The 19,357-nt window shown below is 59.9% G+C and carries 16 protein-coding genes and 3 pseudogenes; 2 read left to right on the forward strand and 17 right to left on the reverse strand.

Annotated elements, in window-relative coordinates:
• Nucleotides 1-7: 7 nt before the first annotated feature.
• The 12 genes from C934_RS0118710 to C934_RS0118765 all read right to left on the reverse strand — a co-directional run bounded on the left by C934_RS0118710 (nucleotide 8) and on the right by C934_RS0118765 (nucleotide 14,708).
• The gene (locus tag C934_RS0118710) at nucleotides 8-904 is read right to left on the reverse strand and encodes a helix-turn-helix domain-containing protein (RefSeq protein WP_018858177.1); all 897 of its coding nucleotides are present in this window, start codon (nucleotides 902-904) and stop codon (nucleotides 8-10) included.
• 41 nt (nucleotides 905-945) lie between these two features.
• The gene (locus C934_RS0118715) at nucleotides 946-1,896 is read right to left on the reverse strand and encodes a catalase family peroxidase (RefSeq protein ID WP_018858178.1); all 951 of its coding nucleotides are present in this window, start codon (nucleotides 1,894-1,896) and stop codon (nucleotides 946-948) included.
• Between the two features lie 119 nt (nucleotides 1,897-2,015).
• Nucleotides 2,016-3,272, reverse strand: coding sequence for a condensation domain-containing protein (locus C934_RS0118720; protein WP_083929877.1), 1,257 nt, complete (start codon nucleotides 3,270-3,272; stop codon nucleotides 2,016-2,018).
• A gap of 51 nt (nucleotides 3,273-3,323) precedes the next feature.
• Nucleotides 3,324-4,538: a 5-aminolevulinate synthase gene (gene hemA, locus C934_RS0118725; protein ID WP_018858180.1), complete on the reverse strand. Its 1,215-nt coding sequence runs from the start codon at nucleotides 4,536-4,538 to the stop codon at nucleotides 3,324-3,326.
• Nucleotides 4,539-4,683: 145 nt separating this feature from the next.
• On the reverse strand, nucleotides 4,684-5,592 hold the full coding sequence (locus tag C934_RS0118730) for an AraC family transcriptional regulator (RefSeq protein WP_018858181.1): 909 nt from the start codon (nucleotides 5,590-5,592) through the stop codon (nucleotides 4,684-4,686).
• A gap of 460 nt (nucleotides 5,593-6,052) precedes the next feature.
• Nucleotides 6,053-7,903: an ABC transporter ATP-binding protein gene (locus C934_RS0118735; RefSeq protein WP_018858182.1), complete on the reverse strand. Its 1,851-nt coding sequence runs from the start codon at nucleotides 7,901-7,903 to the stop codon at nucleotides 6,053-6,055.
• A 20-nt stretch (nucleotides 7,904-7,923) separates the two neighbouring features.
• Nucleotides 7,924-8,685, reverse strand: coding sequence for a DUF1028 domain-containing protein (locus C934_RS0118740; protein ID WP_018858183.1), 762 nt, complete (start codon nucleotides 8,683-8,685; stop codon nucleotides 7,924-7,926).
• A 5-nt stretch (nucleotides 8,686-8,690) separates the two neighbouring features.
• Nucleotides 8,691-10,472 carry a gamma-glutamyltransferase family protein gene (locus tag C934_RS0118745; protein WP_018858184.1) on the reverse strand — a complete coding sequence of 594 codons (1,782 nt, stop codon included), beginning with the start codon at nucleotides 10,470-10,472 and terminating at the stop codon, nucleotides 8,691-8,693.
• 21 nt (nucleotides 10,473-10,493) lie between these two features.
• Nucleotides 10,494-11,366 (reverse strand): ABC transporter permease, encoded by an 873-nt coding sequence (locus tag C934_RS0118750; RefSeq protein ID WP_018858185.1) that lies wholly within the window; start codon nucleotides 11,364-11,366, stop codon nucleotides 10,494-10,496.
• Nucleotides 11,363-12,310, reverse strand: a complete 948-nt coding sequence (locus C934_RS0118755; RefSeq protein WP_018858186.1) for an ABC transporter permease — start codon at nucleotides 12,308-12,310, stop codon at nucleotides 11,363-11,365. The genes C934_RS0118750 and C934_RS0118755 overlap by 4 nt, the downstream gene beginning before the upstream one ends.
• Nucleotides 12,311-12,384: 74 nt before the next feature.
• On the reverse strand, nucleotides 12,385-13,893 hold the full coding sequence (locus C934_RS0118760) for an ABC transporter substrate-binding protein (RefSeq protein WP_018858187.1): 1,509 nt from the start codon (nucleotides 13,891-13,893) through the stop codon (nucleotides 12,385-12,387).
• A 59-nt stretch (nucleotides 13,894-13,952) separates the two neighbouring features.
• On the reverse strand, nucleotides 13,953-14,708 hold the full coding sequence (locus C934_RS0118765; RefSeq protein WP_018858188.1) for a FadR/GntR family transcriptional regulator: 756 nt from the start codon (nucleotides 14,706-14,708) through the stop codon (nucleotides 13,953-13,955).
• A gap of 546 nt (nucleotides 14,709-15,254) precedes the next feature.
• On the opposite strand from C934_RS0118765, the pseudogene C934_RS32135 reads away from it, so the two are divergent.
• Nucleotides 15,255-15,694, forward strand: a pseudogene (locus C934_RS32135) (IS30 family transposase); the annotation flags it as partial.
• 99 nt (nucleotides 15,695-15,793) lie between these two features.
• On the opposite strand, the pseudogene C934_RS32140 reads toward C934_RS32135, so the two are convergent.
• Together C934_RS32140 and C934_RS32145 are read right to left on the reverse strand one after the other, a co-directional pair.
• Nucleotides 15,794-16,772, reverse strand: a pseudogene (locus tag C934_RS32140) (nucleotidyl transferase AbiEii/AbiGii toxin family protein).
• Between the two features lie 106 nt (nucleotides 16,773-16,878).
• Nucleotides 16,879-17,538, reverse strand: coding sequence for a DUF6088 family protein (locus C934_RS32145; protein WP_018858191.1), 660 nt, complete (start codon nucleotides 17,536-17,538; stop codon nucleotides 16,879-16,881).
• An 82-nt stretch (nucleotides 17,539-17,620) separates the two neighbouring features.
• Between C934_RS32145 and C934_RS36465 the strand changes: the two genes are divergently transcribed.
• The gene (locus C934_RS36465) at nucleotides 17,621-17,800 is read left to right on the forward strand and encodes a substrate-binding domain-containing protein (RefSeq protein ID WP_442965927.1); all 180 of its coding nucleotides are present in this window, start codon (nucleotides 17,621-17,623) and stop codon (nucleotides 17,798-17,800) included.
• Between the two features lie 369 nt (nucleotides 17,801-18,169).
• Here C934_RS36465 and C934_RS32150 read toward each other — a convergent pair.
• From C934_RS32150 to C934_RS0118800, 3 genes and pseudogenes are all read right to left on the reverse strand, one after another.
• A pseudogene (locus C934_RS32150) lies at nucleotides 18,170-18,427 on the reverse strand (type II toxin-antitoxin system VapC family toxin); the annotation flags it as partial.
• Complete coding sequence (locus C934_RS0118795) at nucleotides 18,427-18,681, reverse strand: type II toxin-antitoxin system prevent-host-death family antitoxin (RefSeq protein WP_018858193.1); 255 nt, start codon at nucleotides 18,679-18,681, stop codon at nucleotides 18,427-18,429. The pseudogene C934_RS32150 and the gene C934_RS0118795, both read right to left, overlap by 1 nt.
• A 163-nt stretch (nucleotides 18,682-18,844) precedes the next feature.
• The coding region (locus C934_RS0118800) for a LysR family substrate-binding domain-containing protein (RefSeq protein ID WP_018858194.1) at nucleotides 18,845-19,357 on the reverse strand (513 nt) is incomplete at its 5' end.

Genomic DNA, 19,357 nt, shown 5'->3' on the forward strand with positions numbered 1-19,357 from the left:
CGTTCTCCTAAGCGCGCCTGCGCCACGCACCGGGCGAGATGCCGACAATGCGGGAAAAGGTGCGGGTGAAATGACTTTGGTCTGCGAAACCGCAGGCGAGTGCGATGTCGGAAATCGGCAATCGAGTATCCCGAAGCAGGTGCTTTGCCCGATCGCAACGCCGCACCACCATCCAGTGATGCGCGGGCATTCCCGTAGATTGCTTGAAGGCGCGCGCGAAATGGCGGGGCGACAGTCCGCAGTGCGATGCAAGTTCCGCGAGGGAAATCTCTCCGGTAAGATTGGCGTCGATGATTTCCTTCGCGCGCCGTTCATTCTTCGCGGAGAGACCTCCAGCGACAGCCCGCGCAATCACGTGCAGACCGCCGTAACGGTGGGCGATATGATTGGCGACGGCAAGCGTCGTGTGATCGAGGAAGAGTTGGCTCGCATATTCGGGATTTGCAAAAGCGGGCATCAGGGTTGTGCTAAGGGCGGCGATGACCGGATCATCAGCGGGCTTGTCGGACCGCATCTCCAGCTCTCCAAATCGCTTGCCATGTTCCTCCGCTATCATATCCATGGCGCTTTTCGGCAGGTAGTACATCATGCAATTCGAAGTTTCGCCGATGAAGGACGTTGGGTCTTCACGCAGATCGTAGAAGGATGTTTGGCCGCCGAAAAAGGGAAGCCTGCCGGTACCCTTGCCGTTGATCCAAAGCTCGTGCTCGATGCAGTCTTCGATCTGATACGCCACCAGATAGGCATCTTCGGGCGGGATCGATGACGTCAGGCTAGGTTTCCGACACTTAATGTGTGTGACCGCCACTTCCGATCGCTTCAGCGTCTTGGTCACGATGGCCGGAGCGTCGTCCAGGTGAAAGTGGTCTCCGAGACTTTGTCCATAAACTCCCTGACTGCGCATCTCAGTTTCCTCGCGGGCAGCTCTCGTAGTTCGATCGGTCGTTATTGGCGCTTTGCCAAGGAAATTCGATAGGCCTTCAGACGCGCGGCGAAGATTTCGTCGGGCGGATAGCCAACTCCGTGGGCCAACGTACCCGGATCGAAAATCGAGACATCGCAGGCATGATCACTATCGATCGCATCGATCGTGATCGTACCGAGGACAACTGTTTCACGTTCATCTTCTCCGGGCCAGCGAGCGGTAACATCCATGGTCGGATCGCCTGGTCGATCGAGCAACGCCAGAATGTCAAACTCTATCCCGCCGTTCCGGATGCGATCCTCAAGGTCATGGTGGAGAAAGTCCACAGCCTTCTCTTTCGCCTCTTCATCGGTCAGAACGATCTCTCCGATCCGTGGCACGATCTTGAATTTAATGAATCTCGTCTTGCCTGCTTCGTTGATAACGGGGAATGAGTGAACTCCCCAGTACGTGGTTCCCGCAAAGCTCGCCGGGAGCGAACGGGCCGCAATGTACTTCGCCTGGTTGAGTGTCTCGGGATTGGCGTCCGAAAAGGATTTGACTTTGGCGGGGTCCGGTTTGCCGTCCGGCCCGGGAATGCGGGCCTTAAGGAAGGCAAGCATCTGGTCGAGAGTGCGAGCGAAATGGACCGGTGCGCTTTCGACAAGGATGTCCGACGTCTCGCCGTCGGTCTCGATCCGAAAGCTGAACCCGCGCAACACGAGGTTATTCGTGTCTGCAACGTTCGGGTTGCCGCCACCCATCGAGAACCGCGCGAGTACACGGCCTGGTCTCGTGAAATTCACAGAACGTGTAATTTCCGCCGCGCGCCCGGAAGGCACGTAGCGGCCCCGTACGCACCGACCCTTTGCGAAACTCGCTCGAACCTTTGGAGGATTGCCCGCAACAGCCTTGAGGGCCGCCACAATCGACGCCGGCGTCGCGGCTCCCTCGGTCGGGACAAATTCGGTGTTTTCGATCACATCAGACATCGCCTATACCTCCGGCGAACCGCGTTGGTGTTCGTTGAGTTTAGTAGCGGCATCTCGGGTGTCGTGAACTGGGCGGCGATGTTTTGTCTAAAAAGGACAAAATCGTCTGCGCTTCATGATCAATCAACGGCTTCCCGGAGCAGGTTCTCGGCAGCCTTCAGAAGGCCGGGAATCGGTGTGAAGCTCGTGTGGAGCAAATGGATGCGGCCGCCGACTGTCGCTACACCGATCATCTGCTCGCCCTCGATGCCGACAAAAACCGATGGTCCCCAAAGGGCTTCGACACGGACAGCGCCGTACGCGTCAGACAAGGGCGCTTCCCCAAGGTTCGAGAGCATCATTTCGCAAGCACAAGCCTGCAACTCGATGGCGGCGAGCTCCTCGACCGAGGGCGAAGCGTCGAAGATACGCTGAAACGCACCGAAGGACTCGACAATTGCCTCTCGAGTCTTCATCGGCATCAGGTCTTGGCGGATATCCCTGGCCAGATCCCAGAGCCCGGTCGCGATGCCCGGCGCGTATCCGCCGATCGGGAAGACGATGGAGACAACACAGTCGTCTGTGATACCGAGCGTCGGCCTGAGATTGACCGGGGATACGGCGCGGATTGTCGCGTCGCACCATGCTTTTGAAAGCCGCCGACCTGCCAGAATGATGGCCGACAGGAGCGCGCCATGGACGGTCGTCGCATGACGCCGCACAGCCACCCTAAGCTGCGCTGAGAATTCTTGCGACAGTTGCAGGCTCGAAATGACGGGCCAGCCCTTTGACCTATCAAGCATTCGCGCCGGGATCGCCGTTGCGGACTGGGCTGCCCCGACGGAATTAACGTCCCATTCAGAGGCGATGCTCTCTTGCGCGAGGGCCAGCCCGAGCTGTCCGCGGTGACCGCCACTCATCACCTCTAGCATGTCTCGCAATACAAATGCGATCGACATGCCGTCAGCTACTGCGTGATGCGCAGTGACGACCAGTGTCGCATAGCGAGGTGAGTGAAACAAAACTGCGCGAACGAGCGGCGCATCGGTTTGTTCGAACGGCTTCATCAGTTCATCCGACACCACTGTCTTCCACGCATGTGGCGGCTCGGACCTGATGACTTCTAGCGGGATCGGGCGACCACTGCCCATGTAAAAACTTGGAACGCCGAACTCATTCCTTGCGATCTTCGAACGCAGGAGTGGGTGCCGCAACCGGGTAGCCTCGAGAGCACTCTTCCAGGATTCAATTGTCGTTTCACCCGACACCTGCAGCGTCATGCAGAAGTGTTTGGGACTATTTTGGTCGCTAAGCCAGAAGTATTGCTCCACAGCGCCTAAGGGACGAAGTGGAATGCTGGATTGTGGGGCGACTGATGGCTTTACCTGCTGTTCCATGACGAATTCCTTTGTTCGGACGGCCAGCAACGATTGCCGGGATACTCGGGCTCAGGCTGCCGCTTTGGAAAGCGCGCACTGCGACCACAAGGACGAGAGTGCGCCAACGAGGTGTTCGATGTCCGCATCGGTGTGAAGTGGTGTAGGCGTGATCCGGAGACGCTCGGTCCGACGGGGGACAGTCGGATAGTTGATTGGCTGCGCGTAAATGCCGAAATCCCGAACGAGAAGGTCGGATACCCACTTGCATTTGGCCGCGTCGCCAATGACGATCGGGATAATGTGGCTGGGATTATCAATGTGAGGAATGGCGGCTCGATCGAGAAGCGCGCGCAATCGGGCGACCCGATCCTGATGCCGGACGCGCTCGAATGGACTCTTTTTAAGATGTCTTATCGAGGCTAATGCCCCGGCGGTAAGCGCCGGTGGCAACGCTGTCGTAAAAATGAAGCCAGAGGCGAACGAGCGAATGAAATCACAGAGCGCTGCCGACGCGGCGATGTAACCGCCCATGACCCCGTACGCCTTGGCCAGCGTTCCCTCGATAATCGTCAGACGGTCTGATAAACCCTGACTTTCGGCAATACCGCCGCCGGTGTGCCCGTACATTCCGACGGCATGGACCTCATCAAGGTAGGTCATCGCACCATAGTTCTCGGCGAGGTCGCAGATGTCACGGATGGGAGCAATGTCACCATCCATCGAATAGAGAGATTCAAAGGCAATCAGTTTTGGGGCGTGAGGATCGGCTGCACGGAGCTTGTCGTCCAGATCGCGGACGTCATTGTGCCGCCAGACAATGCGCTCACACCTCGAATGGCGGATGCCTTCAATCATCGAAGCATGATTAGCTGCGTCCGAGAAGACAATAAGATCGGGTATATGCGTGCCTAATGTCGTCAGAGTGGCCCAGTTCGACATATAGCCGGAACTGAATGTCAAAGCCGCCTCTTTGCCATGCAAGGCGGCAAGTTCGCTCTCAAGAAGGACATGAAGGTGATTGGTACCGGCGATATTGCGGGTGCCCCCGGCTCCAGCCCCATATGCATCCACGGCCTCCTTCATAGCGGAGACGACAGCAGGGTGCTGCCCCATGCCGAGATAGTCGTTGGAGCACCACACGATCACTTCACGTGATCCGTCCGGCGAATGAATCATAGCTCGGGGGAATGTGCCCTCGGTGCGCTCCAAATCGGCGAAAATCCGATACCTGCCCTCAGACCTAAGGTCTGACAACCGTTCATTGAAAAATGCCTCGTAGTCCATCTTTTTCTCCCGCGTTTCCGACTGAAGACGGGATCATCCTAAGCGATGAACTGGAAGGCCGCTGGAAGCGACGGGTCATCTATTGTTTGATTCGGACAGGAATAAGTTTAAGGGCGGATCGCTGTTCTCTCGGCCCTGACAACGCTCATATGGCGTTATTCCGCCGCCATAACCCTGGGCTCGTTCCGGTTAGCGCCACGAAAACTCGTGTGAAATGGCTCTGGTCAGCAAAGCCGCAAGCCAGGGCCACCTGGGTGAGGTTCAGTTCGTTGGCGGCGAGAAGCCGCTTCGCAGTCTCCACGCGTTGCTGCGTCAGCCACTGGTGCGGCGAAATACCGGTCGATTGTCGAAACGCCCGGGAAAAATGACGGGCCGACACCCCGCATTCGCTGGCGACTGCGGCGAGCGAGATATCCTCACCAAGTCTAGACACGATCATTTCCTTAGCCCGCTTCTCCTGCCAAGGTGCAAGCCCGCCGCGCGCGCCTTCCCGCCTAAGCCTCATGCCGCCATAGCGAGCGGCCACGTGGATTCCGATCGCAAGCATCACATGGTCCATAAAGAGCACGCTCGCTTCTTCGGGGCGCCCAAAGAACGGCAACAATCCGGCTGACATATTCCGCATAACAGGATCATCGGTGGCCAATGCCGGCTTGTATTGCAGCTCATCGATAGGAGAAGCACCTGCTTCCTCTGAGATGGCGCTTAGGGCAGCACGGGAGAAATAGTAGTGAACAGTGTGGAAGCCGTGATTCAGGAGAAATGTCGGCTGTCGCTTGAGGTCATAAATGATGGTCTGCCCTTGACCTATTGCCGAGGCCGGAGCGGGACGACCACTCTCCCAGTAAAGATAGGATGGACAGTCGACAAGATAGTGCCCGACCATGAACGCATCTTCCTCCTTTGGAGGAGTGGAGAGTTCAAAGCTCGGACTATCATATCGGAGTTCGGTTGCGGCGATCGTCGATTTTCGAAGCGCTCTGCTGACAAAGGACGTTGCCTGCGCGCCAAGCCTTTTGCCGAAGCCTTCCCCGTAGCCACCGCTATCGCGCATTTAGTCACCACGATCACTTCGAATGGATGCGCATAATATGACAGCCATTCGGCGATGCAATATGTCGTAAAAGAATGTGCCTATCGCAAACGCTCGGATCGCTCACTTTGCCAGGGTGCACGGCCGTCATTGGCCGACCAGTCAATCACGCGTGAGGTTGTGATCCATTTGCGGCATGAAGCCCCGTTTGCAAGGATTTTCATGCGTATGACCAACATATCCATCCCAAAACGACTTTGCTTGCCGTCATCCTTCCATTAATCGGCAATGGTGTCCATGAAGGGCCTCGGATCTAGTATTTCCAGCGAAGCGATCGCCTATATCCTGCTGATGCAGGCTAAGGAGTTTTTCCGGACAGAAGCGGGCCACAGACCGGTGGGAATCTCGCATCCCGCTCCGTCCGCCCGCGATCCCCGACCAAACGTCGAAGAACACGACCGTAAGGGCACAAACCTCGGTCCTAAGCGTCTTGGTCGATCCTAACCAGGTGGCCGGGGCTGACTTCGCGATACTGGCGTGTGGGTGGGACGTAGTCGAGGGGACGAACCGGGCTTTTCAGCTCGTCAGCCGCGAGGTTTCGCCGGATACCGCGGCGGACGGGATCGGGGACCGGCACTGCAGCTATCAGTTTCTTCGTATAGCTGTGCTGCGGATTGCCGAAGACCGCCGGACGCGGCCCGATTTCCACGATCTCGCCAAGATACATGACTGCGACCCGGTGGCTGAGGCGCTCGACGACGGCCATGTCGTGCGAGATGAACAGATAGGCCAGGTCGAGGCTCTTCTGCAGGTCCATCAGGAGATTGCAGACCTGCGCCTTGATCGAGACATCGAGCGCCGAAACGCTCTCGTCCGCCACGATGACCTTGGGATCAAGTGACAGTGCACGGGCAATGCAGATGCGCTGGCGTTGGCCGCCGGAGAATTCGTGCGGATAGCGGCTCATCATCTCCGCCTTCAGCCCGACCCGTTCCATGAGGTCGGCTGCCTTGTCGCGTGCCTGAGCGCGCGTTCCAAGGCCGTGTTCGCTGAAGGGTTCGGCGATCAAGGTGCCGACGCTCATGCGCGGGTTAAGGCTGGCAAAGGGATCCTGAAAGATCATCTGGATGTTGCGGCGCATGGTACGCAGGCTGGCGCCGTCGAGTTTCAGCACGTCCTTTCCCTCGAAGCGGACGCTGCCGGCCCGCGCATCGAGAAGGCGCATGATCGAGCGGCCGGTCGTGGACTTGCCGCAGCCGGATTCACCGACGAGCGAGAGTGTTTCGCCCTGGTGAAGGTCGAAGGAAACGTTCTCGACCGCGTGTATCGCACCGGTTTTGCGCCCGAGCAGCCCGCCGCGAATGTCGAAGCGGGTGACGAGCCCTTTGACTTCGAGGATCGGCTTCCTGTTATCGTCAACGGTTCGGCAAGCCTCTGCGGCCTCTTTCAGCTGGCCGGTCGCCGCGTCCACCACCGGGAATGGAAGCGGGCTTGCACGATCCGTCATCGAACCCAGACGCGGCACCGCTGAAAGCAGGGCGCGGGTGTAGGGATGCTGGCCGCGGTGGAAAACATCTTCCGTCTTTCCTGCTTCAACGGCCTCGCCACGATACATGACGACGGTGCGGTCCGAAATCTCCGCTACCACGCCCATATCGTGAGTGATGAAAAGGACGGACATACCCTCCTCTTCCTGCAGCGTCTTTATGAGATCGAGGATCTGGCCCTGGATGGTGACATCGAGCGCGGTCGTCGGCTCGTCGGCAATCAACAACTTCGGACGCAGGGCCAGCGCCATGGCAATCATCACCCGCTGGCGCATGCCGCCGGAAAACTGGTGGGGATATTCGTCGAAGCGCGAGGCCGCATTCGGGATCCGGACCTTTTCGAGCAGACGGATCGTCTCAGCCCTGGCTTCCGCCGCCGAAAGATTGCCATGGCAGGTCAGTGCCTCGGAAATCTGCCGTCCGATGGTGAAGATCGGATTCAGCGAGGTCATCGGCTCCTGAAAGATCATCGCGACGTCCTTGCCGCGGACACCGCGCATCTCCTTGTCGGAGAGCGAAAGGAGATCCCTCCCATTGAGCAGGATGCGGCCTTCGACCCGACTGCTGCCTTTCGCAAGCAGCCGCATGATCGAGAGCGACGTAACGCTCTTGCCTGAGCCGCTTTCGCCGACGATGGCGACGGTCTCGCCTGGCATCACGTCGAAGGAGACGTCGCGCACGACCGGCCGCCAGGCGCCGTCCACCCTGAACGACGTCGTCAGGCCGGAGACCGACAGGACGGGTGCCAGGCCTGCGGCGGGCTTGACGGCGGCTGCGGTTGTCATGGGCTCACCTTCCATTTGCATCAGGTCGCGGGTTTGAGCGGCGTGGCGAACGAGGCGGACGGTCTTCCGGCCGCCACGCGTTCCGCCTCCAGCCCTGCGATCCGCTCGTCGATTGCGCGCCGGTCGATCATGCCGCTCGGATTGTCCCGGGTCGGCATGGTCTCGGCGACATGCAGGTAGCGCTCCTTTGCGACGGCGTAGAGCCGGTTGAGTTCGCCCAAGGGATCGGCGTGGTCATCGACGCGCAGATTGAGCCAGGCAAAATCCTGATCGCGGTAGATGACGAGCGCCGCCGACTGCTTGCCGCGCTTGTCGCCGCCGGCGTCCTCGCCGGCCTGCATGGCTTCGAGCAACCGTTCGGCCAGGGGCCGGCCCGCCGTCTTCTTGAAGGTGGCGAGCGTTTCGGCGATCACCTGCGGTCCCGCCAGCATGTTGCCGGCGACCGAGACGTTGTCGTCGACCAGATGGCCGGCCCAGTCGATGCACTTGGCGCCGGTGAAGGCCGCGTTGTGGCCCTTGGCATCAACGAGGTGCAGCTGGCGCTGCTCCCGCCCCTCGTCGCGCCCGGTCAGAGCCGGAATGATCTCCTCCGGCGACTTGCCGGCGGCGAGCATGGCGAGACCATCGGTGCCGTAGAGCGGGCTCACGAAGGCCTGTGTCGCGACCGCACCGACGCGGCCGCGAATGTGCGGCACGACGCCGCCGACAGCGAAGAAGCGGGTGGCGACCGCGATCGCCAGATGGCCAGTTTCCGGTTCGCGGGCAACGATGGACCAGGTCATCGCGATTATCTCCCGACCGCGTAGGCCTGCATCAGGCGCGGCGTGGCGGCCGCGCGCAACAGTCCGTCGGCATCGCGCCGCGCCGCCGTCAGGCGCCCGACGGTCCATGGATCGGCAACCGTTAGCTGATGGCCCTTCAGGCGCAAGGCCTCGAGGACTACCGCGGGGAAATTGGCTTCGGCCGTCAGGTCGCCCGGCGCCCGGGTGCGCGGATAGAAGGAGCCCGGGAAATGCGCGGTGTGGAAGAGCGGCTGGTCGATTGCTTCCTGCAGGTTCATGCCATGATGGACATAGCGCAGGAAGAAAGCGAGCTGCCACTGGTCCTGCTGGTCGCCGCCCGGCGTACCGAAAGCGAGTGTCGGCCGGCCTTCATGGAGAGCAATGGAAGGCGTTAATGTCGTGCGTGGGCGCTTGCCCGGGGCGAGCGACGACGGCAGACCCGGTTTCAGCCAGAACATCTGAGCGCGCGAATTGAGGCAGAAGCCGAGGCCGGGAACGATCGGGGAGGATTGCAGCCATCCGCCGGAGGGCGTCACCGATACCATGTTGCCTTCGCTGTCGATGACGTCGATATGCACGGTGTCGCCGCGCTTCTCGCTCAGATGCGCCATGGTCGGCTCGTAGACAGCACCCGTCTTGGCGCCTTCAAGCAGCGCCATGGTGGCATCGTACTGTGCCTCGAAGCCGGAAACACGGCCGGGACGCAGATCGAAGGAGGCTTCGTTCGTGATCAGCTTGCGGCGCTCGGCGGCATAGGCGTCCGACAGAAGCTCTTCAAGCGGTACGTCGGTGAAATCAGGATCGCCATAATAGATCTCGCGGTCGGCATAGGCGAGCTTCATTGCCTCGACGACCGTGTGTACGAAATCTGGACCGGCCGGATCCATGGAGGCAAGATCGAAACCCTTCAGCAGCGACAGCGATTGCAGGAGTACTGGCCCCTGTCCCCACGGACCGGTCTTTGCGACCGTCCAGCCGTGATAGTCATAGGTGACGGGCGCCTCGACGGTCGCCTGCCAGTTCGCCATGTCGTCCGCGCTCAGCACGCCCTTGTGGTGGCTGCCACTCGCATCCATCACTTCCGCCTTGCGCAGGTATGTGTCGATCGCCTCGGCAACGAAACCGCGATAGAAGGCGTCGCGTGCGGCTTCGATCTGCGCCTCGCGGCCGGACTTGCTCTCGGATTCCGAGACGATGCGCTTCCAGGTCTTGGCAAGCACGGGGTTCTTGAAGTTGGACCAGGGAGCGGGCGCAGAGCCGCCGGGCAGCCAGGTTTCGAACGAGGTCGGCCATTCCTTTTCAAAGAAGTCGGCAAGGCCGGCGATGGTGGCAGAAACACGCGGCAGCACGGGATGGCCGTTCTCAGCATAATGGATCGCCGGTTCGAGAACGTCGCGGACGCTCAAGCGACCATAGTCGCGCAGCATCAGCATCCAGCCATCGAAGGAGCCCGGAATGACGGTCGCGAGCAGACCGTCGCCGGGAATCATCTTCAGTCCCTCGTTCGTATAGTGCTCGATCGTGGCTCCGGCCGGCGCCGGCGCCTGGGCGCAGATGACGTCGACCTTATCCTTCTTCTTCGAATAGATGATCGCCGGCAGGTCGCCGCCAGGGCCGACCAGATGCGGCTCGACGATCTGGAGTACGAAACCGGTCGCGACCGCCGCGTCGAAGGCGTTGCCGTCCTTTTCCAGGATGCTCATGCCGACGGCCGAGGCGATCCAGTGCGTCGAGGTGACGACGCCGAAGGTGCCGAGAATTTCGGGGCGGGTCGTGAACGTACTCATCTCAATTTCCTTTCGAAGAAATTACGCTTCCCGAGGGTCCAGCGCATCGCGCAGGCCGTCCCCGAGAAGATTGAAACCCATGACGACGAGAAAGATCGCTAGTCCCGGCCACAGCGCCATCCAGGGCGCCTGGTTGAGAAAGTTCTTGGCGACGTTGAGCATCGAACCCCAGCTCGGCGCCGGCGGCTGCTGGCCGAGACCGAGGAAGGACAGGCTTGCCTCGGCGATAATGGCGGTGGCGATCGTCAGCGTCGCCTGCACGAGGATAGGCGCGAAGACGTTCGGCAGGATGTAGCGTCTGATGATATTGAAGTGGCGAAGCCCGATGGCGCGCGCGCCTTCCACAAATTCCTCGGTCTTGACGGCGAGCGTCTGGCCACGCGTCAGCCGCACGAAGATCGGCATGGCCGAGAGCCCGATCGCGATCATCGCGTTGGAGAGGCTCGGTCCCAGGAAGGCGGCGAGCGCGATCGCCGTGATCAGGAACGGCATCGCCAGGAACGCCTCGATGATGCGCGAGATCACATGGTCGATCCAGCCGCCGAAATAGCCGGCGACCAGGCCGAAGGGCACGCCGACGACAACCGCGATCGCCACCGAAAAGATGCCGGCCAGCAGCGATGCCCGGGCACCCCAGACCATGCGAGAAAGGATGTCGCGACCGAGATCGTCGGTGCCGAGAAGATGGGCAAGCGACGGCGCCTTGCGGATCGCCGACCAGCTCGTCGCCGCCGGGTCGGGTATCGGCAGCAGCGGCGCGGAGATCGCGACGACCGCAAAGAAGAGGACGATGACAAGGCCCGCAAGCGAGCCCTTGTTGGCCTTCATCTTGCGCCAGGCACGGTTTTGCGAACGCGGCTCGACTGCTGTGGCCGACTGCTCGATGGCGGTCATAGGGCGGTCCTCATGCGCGGGTTGAGCAGGACGTAAAGCACGTCGGCGACGAGATTCATCAGGATGAAGCCTGTCGCAGTACAGAGCACGATGCCCTGCACAACGGCATAGTCGCGGTTGAACACGGCATCGACGATCAGCTTGCCGAAACCGGGAATGGTGAAGATCTGCTCGGTCAGAACAGCACCGGCAAGCAGCTCGCCGAAGAGAAGCGCCGTGACGGTGACGATCGGAAGCAGCGCGTTGCGGAAGGAATGCTGCAATACGACCGCCCCCTCCGACAGACCCTTGGCACGGGCGGTGCGGATGTAGTCGGCGCTGAGCACGCTCAGCATCGAGGAGCGCGTATGGCGCATCAGCGTGGCTGCGAGCGCGTTGCCGAGAACGAACGCCGGCATGATCATTGTTTCGATCGAATGCAGTGGATCTTCGAAAAAGGGTGCGTAGCCCGAGGCCGGCAGCCAGCCGAGCTTTACCGAGATGAAGAGGATAAGCATGATGCCGAACCAGAAGTTCGGGATCGACAGGCCGCAGAGCGCGATAAAATTGGCGACGAGATCGAGCGCGGTGTTTTTCTTGACTGCAGCGAGTATGCCCATGGGGATGCCGATCAACAGTGCAAAGACGATCGACATCACGGCGAGCTGGATCGTCACCGGCAGCTTCTCGGCGATCAGCGTCGTCACTTCCTGGTTCGTCCTCAGCGAGATGCCGAGATCGCCCTTCACCGCACCCGCCAGCCAGTAGCCGTACTGGTAGACCACCGGATCGTTCAGCCGGTATTTTTCGCGCAAGAGCTCCAGCACTTGCGGACTGCGGTCCTCGCCGGCCATGGCCAGGACCGGATCACCCGGCAGAAGCTTCTGCAGCGAGAAGACGAAGACGGATATGATCAGCAGCGTCGGTATGGCAAGCAGCAGCCGCTTTCCGATGTAGGTGTACATGAGGAGATCCCGATGCTTGTCAGTCGCGTTGCAGGCGCCGCGCGGGAGAGACAGCCCCCGCGCGGCGTTTTCTGTTAGTCGGCCTTCTTCACGCCCACGAGGCGGATCATGCCGTCCGGTGACGGGACAAAGCCGGTGACTTTCTTGTTGTAGCCCCAGATCCAAGCCTGATGCCCGATGTAGACGATCGGCAGGTCCTCAGCGAGGATCTTGCCGGCCGCATCGTATTTCTGCTTGCGCACGGCATCGTCCTGCGACTGGCGGGCTTCGGAAAGCAGCTTGTCGACGTCGGGGTTGCTGTAGTGCATGTCGTTGAGGCCCGCGCCGGTGGTGTAGAACTGGTTGGTGTTGCCATCAGGATCGACGCGGCCGGACCAATCTGACCGGCTGACCTGATAGTTGCCGGCGGTCTGGTCGTTGAGCAGCGTGGCGAATTCGGTGGCCTTCAAGGTCACGTCGAACCCGGCTTCGGCGACCATCGACTGGATGATCTGCATCATCTGGGCGATGATCGGATCGTTGGCCATGTTGAGCTCGACCGGAACGCGGTCGAAGCCCGCTTCCTTGATCAGGGCCTTGGCCTTGTCGACGTCGCGGGCCGGAACCGGAAGATCTTTGTTGAACCATGGGCTCGAGGGCGGGAACGGCTGGTTGCCGGCGACACCCGTCCCGTCATAGACGATCTGCATTGCTGCTTCGCGGTCGATCGCCAGCGAGAAAGCCTGGCGAAGCCGCTTGTCCTTGCCGAGGGGATTGTCGGCGCGGGCGCCGTTGCCGACGTTGAAGTAGATGCCGAGGTTGCCGATATTGACCTTGTCGACCATGTCCAGGTTGGAATCGCCCTTCACGGTCTCGACATCCGTCGGCGCCACGCGCTCGATCAGGTCGAGGTCGCCCGAGCGCAGGTTTGCGAGCCGCACCGCGCTATCCGGGATCGGCCGATAGGTGATCTTGTCGATGAAGATGTTGTCCTTGTTCCAATAGTCCTGGAACTTTTCGAGCACGATGCGGTCCTGTTGCACGCGTTCGACGAACTTGAACGGGCCGGAGCAGACCGGATGATCACCAAACTTGGCGCCGAGTTCCTTGGCGGCCTTCGGTGAGATCATCATGCCGGCGCGGTCGGAAAGCTGTGCGACCAGCGTAACATCCGGAGCCTTCAGCGTGAACTTCACCTCGTAGTCCCCTGTCGCCTCGACCTTGGAGACGGAGGAAAGCTCGCTCTTGCGGCGCGATTCCGGCAGGGTCATCGCGCGGGTGATATTGTCGACGACAGCCTGGGCATTGAAGGGCGTATCATCCTGGAATTTCACGCCCTGTCGCAGCGTCAGCGTCAGTTCCTTGCCGTCTGCGGACCATTTGTAATCCGTTGCCAGCTGCCCGACGATCTTGAGATCGGGAGTGACGTCGAACAGCTTGTCGCATAGCGCCGTGTAGACGATACGGCCGACGAACGAACGCGATTGCGCCGGATCCAAGACGTCAGCGTCATCGGCAAGGCCGATCTTCAGTTCGGCGGCAAAGGTCGGTAGCGCTAACAGGACGCTTGCGCCAAGAGTAGCAAGGAAGTTGGCAGTTTTCATCTCGTTCCCTCTTATGTTTGAACCAGTTTTCCGGGCCGGCTTCCCTGGCCGGCCGATTGTCAGGCGTCCAAAGCGGCTCCGTCCGCTTTTCGTTTCTCTTCGCTTCCCTCTTCCGGCAGATCGAAGGAGGTGACGCGGATGAGGCTTTCCTGCAGCATCAGCAGGTGCTGGCGCATCGCTTCGGCAGCGCGTAACGGATCCCGTTCGGCGATTGCGTCGATCACGGCGGCGTGCTGCGCATAAGCGCGCTCCTCCGTCTTATGGCTGCGGCGCGCCATTTCGCGGATCGCCTGCCAGGCGTCGTCCTGGCGGACGTGGTTGATGACGTCGAAGATTTCCAGAAAGAACTGATTGCCGGCGCTTTGGGCGATCAGCCGGTGCAGCGCGCCATCCCACAATTCGCGTGCGTCGGCATCCTCACTGGCGACGATCTTCTTCGTCAATTCACGCATGCGCTCGATGTCGGCTGGCTTGGCACGGACGGCAGCAAGTTGCGCCAGCTGCGGTTCTATTCGCAGCCGCACTTCCATGATTTCAAGAAAATTGGTTCCGGCGACGATAGCGCCGACGTGCCGGCTGAGCCCTTCGGCTCGCTGACCCGCGTAAGTCCCGGATCCCTGGCGGCGAGAAATCCTGCCCTCGGCATCAAGGACTTCCAGCGCCCGGCGAATAGCGCGGCGACTGACGCCGAACAGATCGGAGAGAGCACGCTCGGTCGGCAGCTTGCCGTCCGCAGGAAGATCGGAAGAGCTCAGCAGCTCTCGGAGCTTCTCGAGAGCATAAGTTGAATTTTCGGGTAGTCCTTGTACTGCCATTTTGCTTATTGGTTCGAACCAATTTCCAAGTGGTTCAAACTGCCCCGCAATCCGCGGTGGCGTCAATGCCAAAATTCATGAAAGTCGCAATTTTCTTGACTTCGTAAGGCAGTAGTTACGCTCGTAAGCTGGCATTTCACCTGCGGGCAGCGAAGGGCGCCCGATCACGTGCAACTTGACCGTCGAGAGCTAACCGTCTACGCGCCATACAGAGGATTTCGGAGCACGCAGCTAAGGTCTCTGACGCACCTTTCGCTCAGGCTGACGGTGTCAAAGTTCCAAGATGGCACGCCGTTCGATGCTGCGGCGGCCATAAAGTCGTTCGAACGCCGCCGCGATGACTCGGGCTGATCCTGAGCTACATGCTAGCCAAAGTGGTTTCTCAAGAATGCTACTAGCTGGCATCGTAAACTTAACGGTGGCGGACCAATGGCGAACAGGCCGTCCTCTATCCGTCTGTCATACCCGAGTGATTTGCGTCCGAAGGTTCATGGCGGCGGCGCGGCGCTCGCGGTGATGGTCGCAGGCAATTGGACCGTCACCGTGTTTGAGTGTCCACTCGGCCATGCCAATGTCACGTCCTTCGTGGAGCGCAAGAGCCGCTACACCGTTCTCATCAAGAATCCAAGCCGGCATTCGCGCCCCGATCATGGACAAGATCATCAGAGTTCTTTCTCCTTTGCCGGCATTTGCGCGTCAAAGCTTCACGTTTGATCGCGGTACCGAGTTTGCCGGATTCGGGGCTTTGGACGAAGGGGATCGGCGCGCGTAGCTGGTTCTGCGACCCCAGTGTAGAGTGGCAAAAGGGAGCCCTGGAAAACGCCAGCAAGCGCCTACGCCGCTTCATGCCAGGAGCTACAGATCTGGCCGCCGTGTCACAACGCGACCTGATCCAACTCGCACGTCATCTGAATGACAAACCCCGTAAATGCCTTGGCTACAACACTCCAGCCGAGGTGTTCATGGCGCATTGCAGGATGACGCGTGATCTCCTACCCTGCAAGACGGGCGTGATGCACTTGGGGCTTCTCCAAACGGCGCGCAAATGTCACGGCAGCACCTGGAGCTAGTCCTACATGGCCTCCTCAATTTTTCTCTTCAGAAACCGAATTAAGGAACTGCTCGAGTTCAGCAATGCTTCGCATCACGTCCCCGAATTTCGGGATTTCGCCGAAGATCATGGCTGACATACGCTCGTAGTCGCGTGCGAGCTTTTCCAGCATCTCAGAATTTGGGTTTAGCCGGTAGCTTCCCGGCACTGCGCGATCATAGCGATGATCTGGCGCCCGAAACCTCAGTTCCTTGTGCACTCGGCAGGCCTCGGCCAACTCACTCATGCGGGCCGTTTTCTTTCCATAAGCGCCGTTCGTCCAGATTTGATGGACATCATAGTAGTGCCGCGAGTACCGGTTGAGATCAGGTACCGGCTTTTCGGGGTTCTGCTCGTCGGCTCGCTTCTCCGTCATTTCGGTCATCGCATGGAGAATAAGCACCTTCTCCCAGAAGGTTCTTTCCGGCTTCACGGTCGTTACCCCATTGACCGCCAAGTCGTCCGCAGAGGTCAGTTCGGACGCGATGTAGGGGATGATCGTGCGAGCTTCGACGGGAACAGGATCAGGGCGGGCGCCGCCCTCTATCCGGACGGCCGGCCTAACGCAATCGGCATCGGTCCCAAACACGCTCTTATAGGTGACGACAAGAATGTCGAGCGCGTCACGTTTCCGATAGGCATCGTAGCCGTACTCGACGGTTAAATGGCCTTGTTCGCCAACTCGCCTCGATCTCTGCAATCTTGCGGATAAGCTGGTCGCGTAAAGGGCCGGAGATGTAGGTGCGCGCCGCATCGTCGACCTTCTCTGCGAGCATTTTCTGTTGCTTGGTCACCGAGCCCTGTGCGGCAATCTCGTCTTCAAGGGGTGCTTCAATGTCGGCTTTATAGACGCCAAAGTCGATATCTTCGGAGAACCTTTTGATGACGTCATAGGCCTTGCTCAGGCTGGTGCCGCCTTTGAAGTAGAGATTGACCGGATCGCCATCTCGCTGATTGAACAGAAAGTCCAGGATTCAACAGACATAGAGATTCTTTTCGACATTCTCAGCGCGCGTCTGGAGGCCAGCTGCGGCTGCCGCATACAACGCACGGCGTTCGTCGGGGCTCGATCGAAGAACCTCAATGAACGTGGTCTGCATCGGCGGTCCCCTCTGGCGTCGTTTCCTGGCCGTGTGGTGCTAAGCCGTCGGCTATTTCTTGCGCAGCCGAATACATCCAGGCTGGCAGAGCCGAGAGGTTGGATCGGAGATCATCCGAAATCGCTTCTCGGTCCGGGCTCTTCCTCAGTTTCTGGACGATCCCGCTTATGGCCGGTTCCAAATTGCTGCGATCATCGCGCACCCAAGCTAACGCCTGGACTATGCGCATGGCCGGCCGGCCGGCCCAGAATGCGGCTTTAGCCGAGACTCGCTTGAAATCGAGCGTGTAGATGACCGGCGCGCTCACCTTGGGATCCCCGGTGGTTGCATCGATTTCGATCGTCCGCGGATATGTGTCCGCGTAGATTGTCGATCGCGCGGGAGCAGCCGTTGTGAGCCCGAGATCATTAGCCGCGGTCATTCCGTCCACGAGTATCCGAAGCTTGTCCCGGCGGGCGATTGCATCAACGAATGATGCGCGCGGCGGGAACACCAGCTTTCCAGTGAGCTTGCTGATAGAGGGTTTGTCGTAGAGCCCGCGGTAAGGTCGACGAATATCGCCACGGTTTGTCAGGCGCTGCAGCGCTTTCTCAACGGCGTTCGGGCTGGCGATATCAAGGAAGTCACCGCGGGACCACACACCCGAAGGAGCGCCAGCGCTGATCCGGGAGTATTATTATGCGCTCGGCCTCTACCGAGCTCTACGCGAGCGTCGCATCCGCATCCCGGATGATGTGTTGGTTATGGGGTGGGGAAACCACCCCTTCGCACGTTTTATGGAGCCACCGCTTTCTACATTGCTTCTGCCTTCCCAGGAGGTTGCACGTCGCGCAACCCGTCGGCTCCTCGACCGGATCGAAAGGAAGCGCCGACGATCGGGTGGTGGAACGATTTGCGCCTGAACTTGTTGCTCGGGCTTCAACCACGCGCTGATCCTCAGCCTCGTTAGCAAATCTCGGCATTGGCCTGATGAAGTCAATGCGCAGATCGTGTCGGAGAGCCTCGGCCCGTTGCGGGGAACCGCCTTTCGACTTGGCGAACGATAGCGCGGCAGAGAAAGCTTGTTCTGCCTGCACCTGAGGACCTCGTCCGCTCCACGCTGGCCGATTGGGTTGGTCGGGCTGCTTTCCAAGAGGTCGACTGCGGGTGTCGGCTATGACTGCCACCTTTTTAGCTGGAGGCTTCGCAGGTCTTGAACGGAATCGAACCGAAGGGCCTCGAATTGAGATGGCTAAGCCTTTGATTCATCGGAAGAGCTCAGCAGTTCTCGGAGCCTCGTCGAGAGGCAGGATGTGGCCGGAAAATGCCGTAAGGACCGTATTTTCCAACCAGTTGCGCAGCACCTTGCCGGCGACTGCATCATTGTGCTCCACCAGCCGAACGCCGATCTCCAGCTCGTGCAGGACTACGGATGAAATGAAGGTCTCGGCCGGATCGACGGTTTCGTTCCAAACGACGACATTGGGATCAGCTTTGCCACTCGCGACTTTGCGCAGTTCGGACGCGACATTGGTATCGAGCAACAGCATCAGGATAGGTCAACCGACCGGGCATGTTCCGTGCGCTGCGGGAGCGGTAAGTCAACATCATCCGCTCCGGGCGCGGCCAGCATGTCACCGAGCGTCCGCATTTTACCGATAAGCCGCTTGTACTCATCGAACGACAGGAGGACATGCGCAGGCCGGCCCCTGTCGGTGATGATCACCGGTCCATCCCTGGTGGCGCGCTTTGCGCGGCCGACGTCCTGATTGAGTTCTCGGCCTGAAAGCATGGTAACGGTCATGACGAGCCTCAACCTTAGCGGTTACGCAACCACTTCTAGCTCGCGTAAACTGGAATTATAAGGGGGCAGGCCCCTCGGGCTAAGCTAAAACTGCCTAGCCAAGCTCGGCAATCTACCGGAGCAGCGGAGAAGTCGGCACCAGCGCAGGCTCACTCTCGAGCGCTCACCGCCCTGCCCGAGCCAGCGACCGCGCAATGTCGACGATATCATCACGGCCAGCGGTTGGGTCTTCTTTGCTCCAGGCAATGCCAAGCCCTATCCGGAAGTCGATCCCGCTTACCTTCTTCAGCTCAAAGCCGCGATTGGGAAGATCCAGCGTCCATTCCGGCGCAAAGCCGATGCCAAGCCCGGCAGAGACCAGCGACACCAGCGCATAGGTGTCATCGCAGCTGAAGGCAATGTTGGCGGTGAGATCGTATTCCGCAAACTTCTCATTGAAGTAGCGCTCCGAAAACGACAGGTTCTGCCGGTTAAAGGCGATGATCTTCTGAGTGCGCAGATCATCGATGCTGATCTCGTCCCTGGCTGACAGCGGATTGGCATGGCCAACTGCCAGGTAGTAGCGCTCATGCGCAAGCGAGACGAAGCGCAAGGAGCCGATGTTTTCCACCGGGCGGATGAAGCCTAAATTGAGCTGGCCGGTCTCCAGGCCGCGGATGATCTCGCCGGTATTGCC

The organism is Rhizobium sp. 42MFCr.1, assembly GCF_000377185.1.
GTDB lineage: Bacteria > Pseudomonadota > Alphaproteobacteria > Rhizobiales > Rhizobiaceae > Rhizobium > Rhizobium altiplani.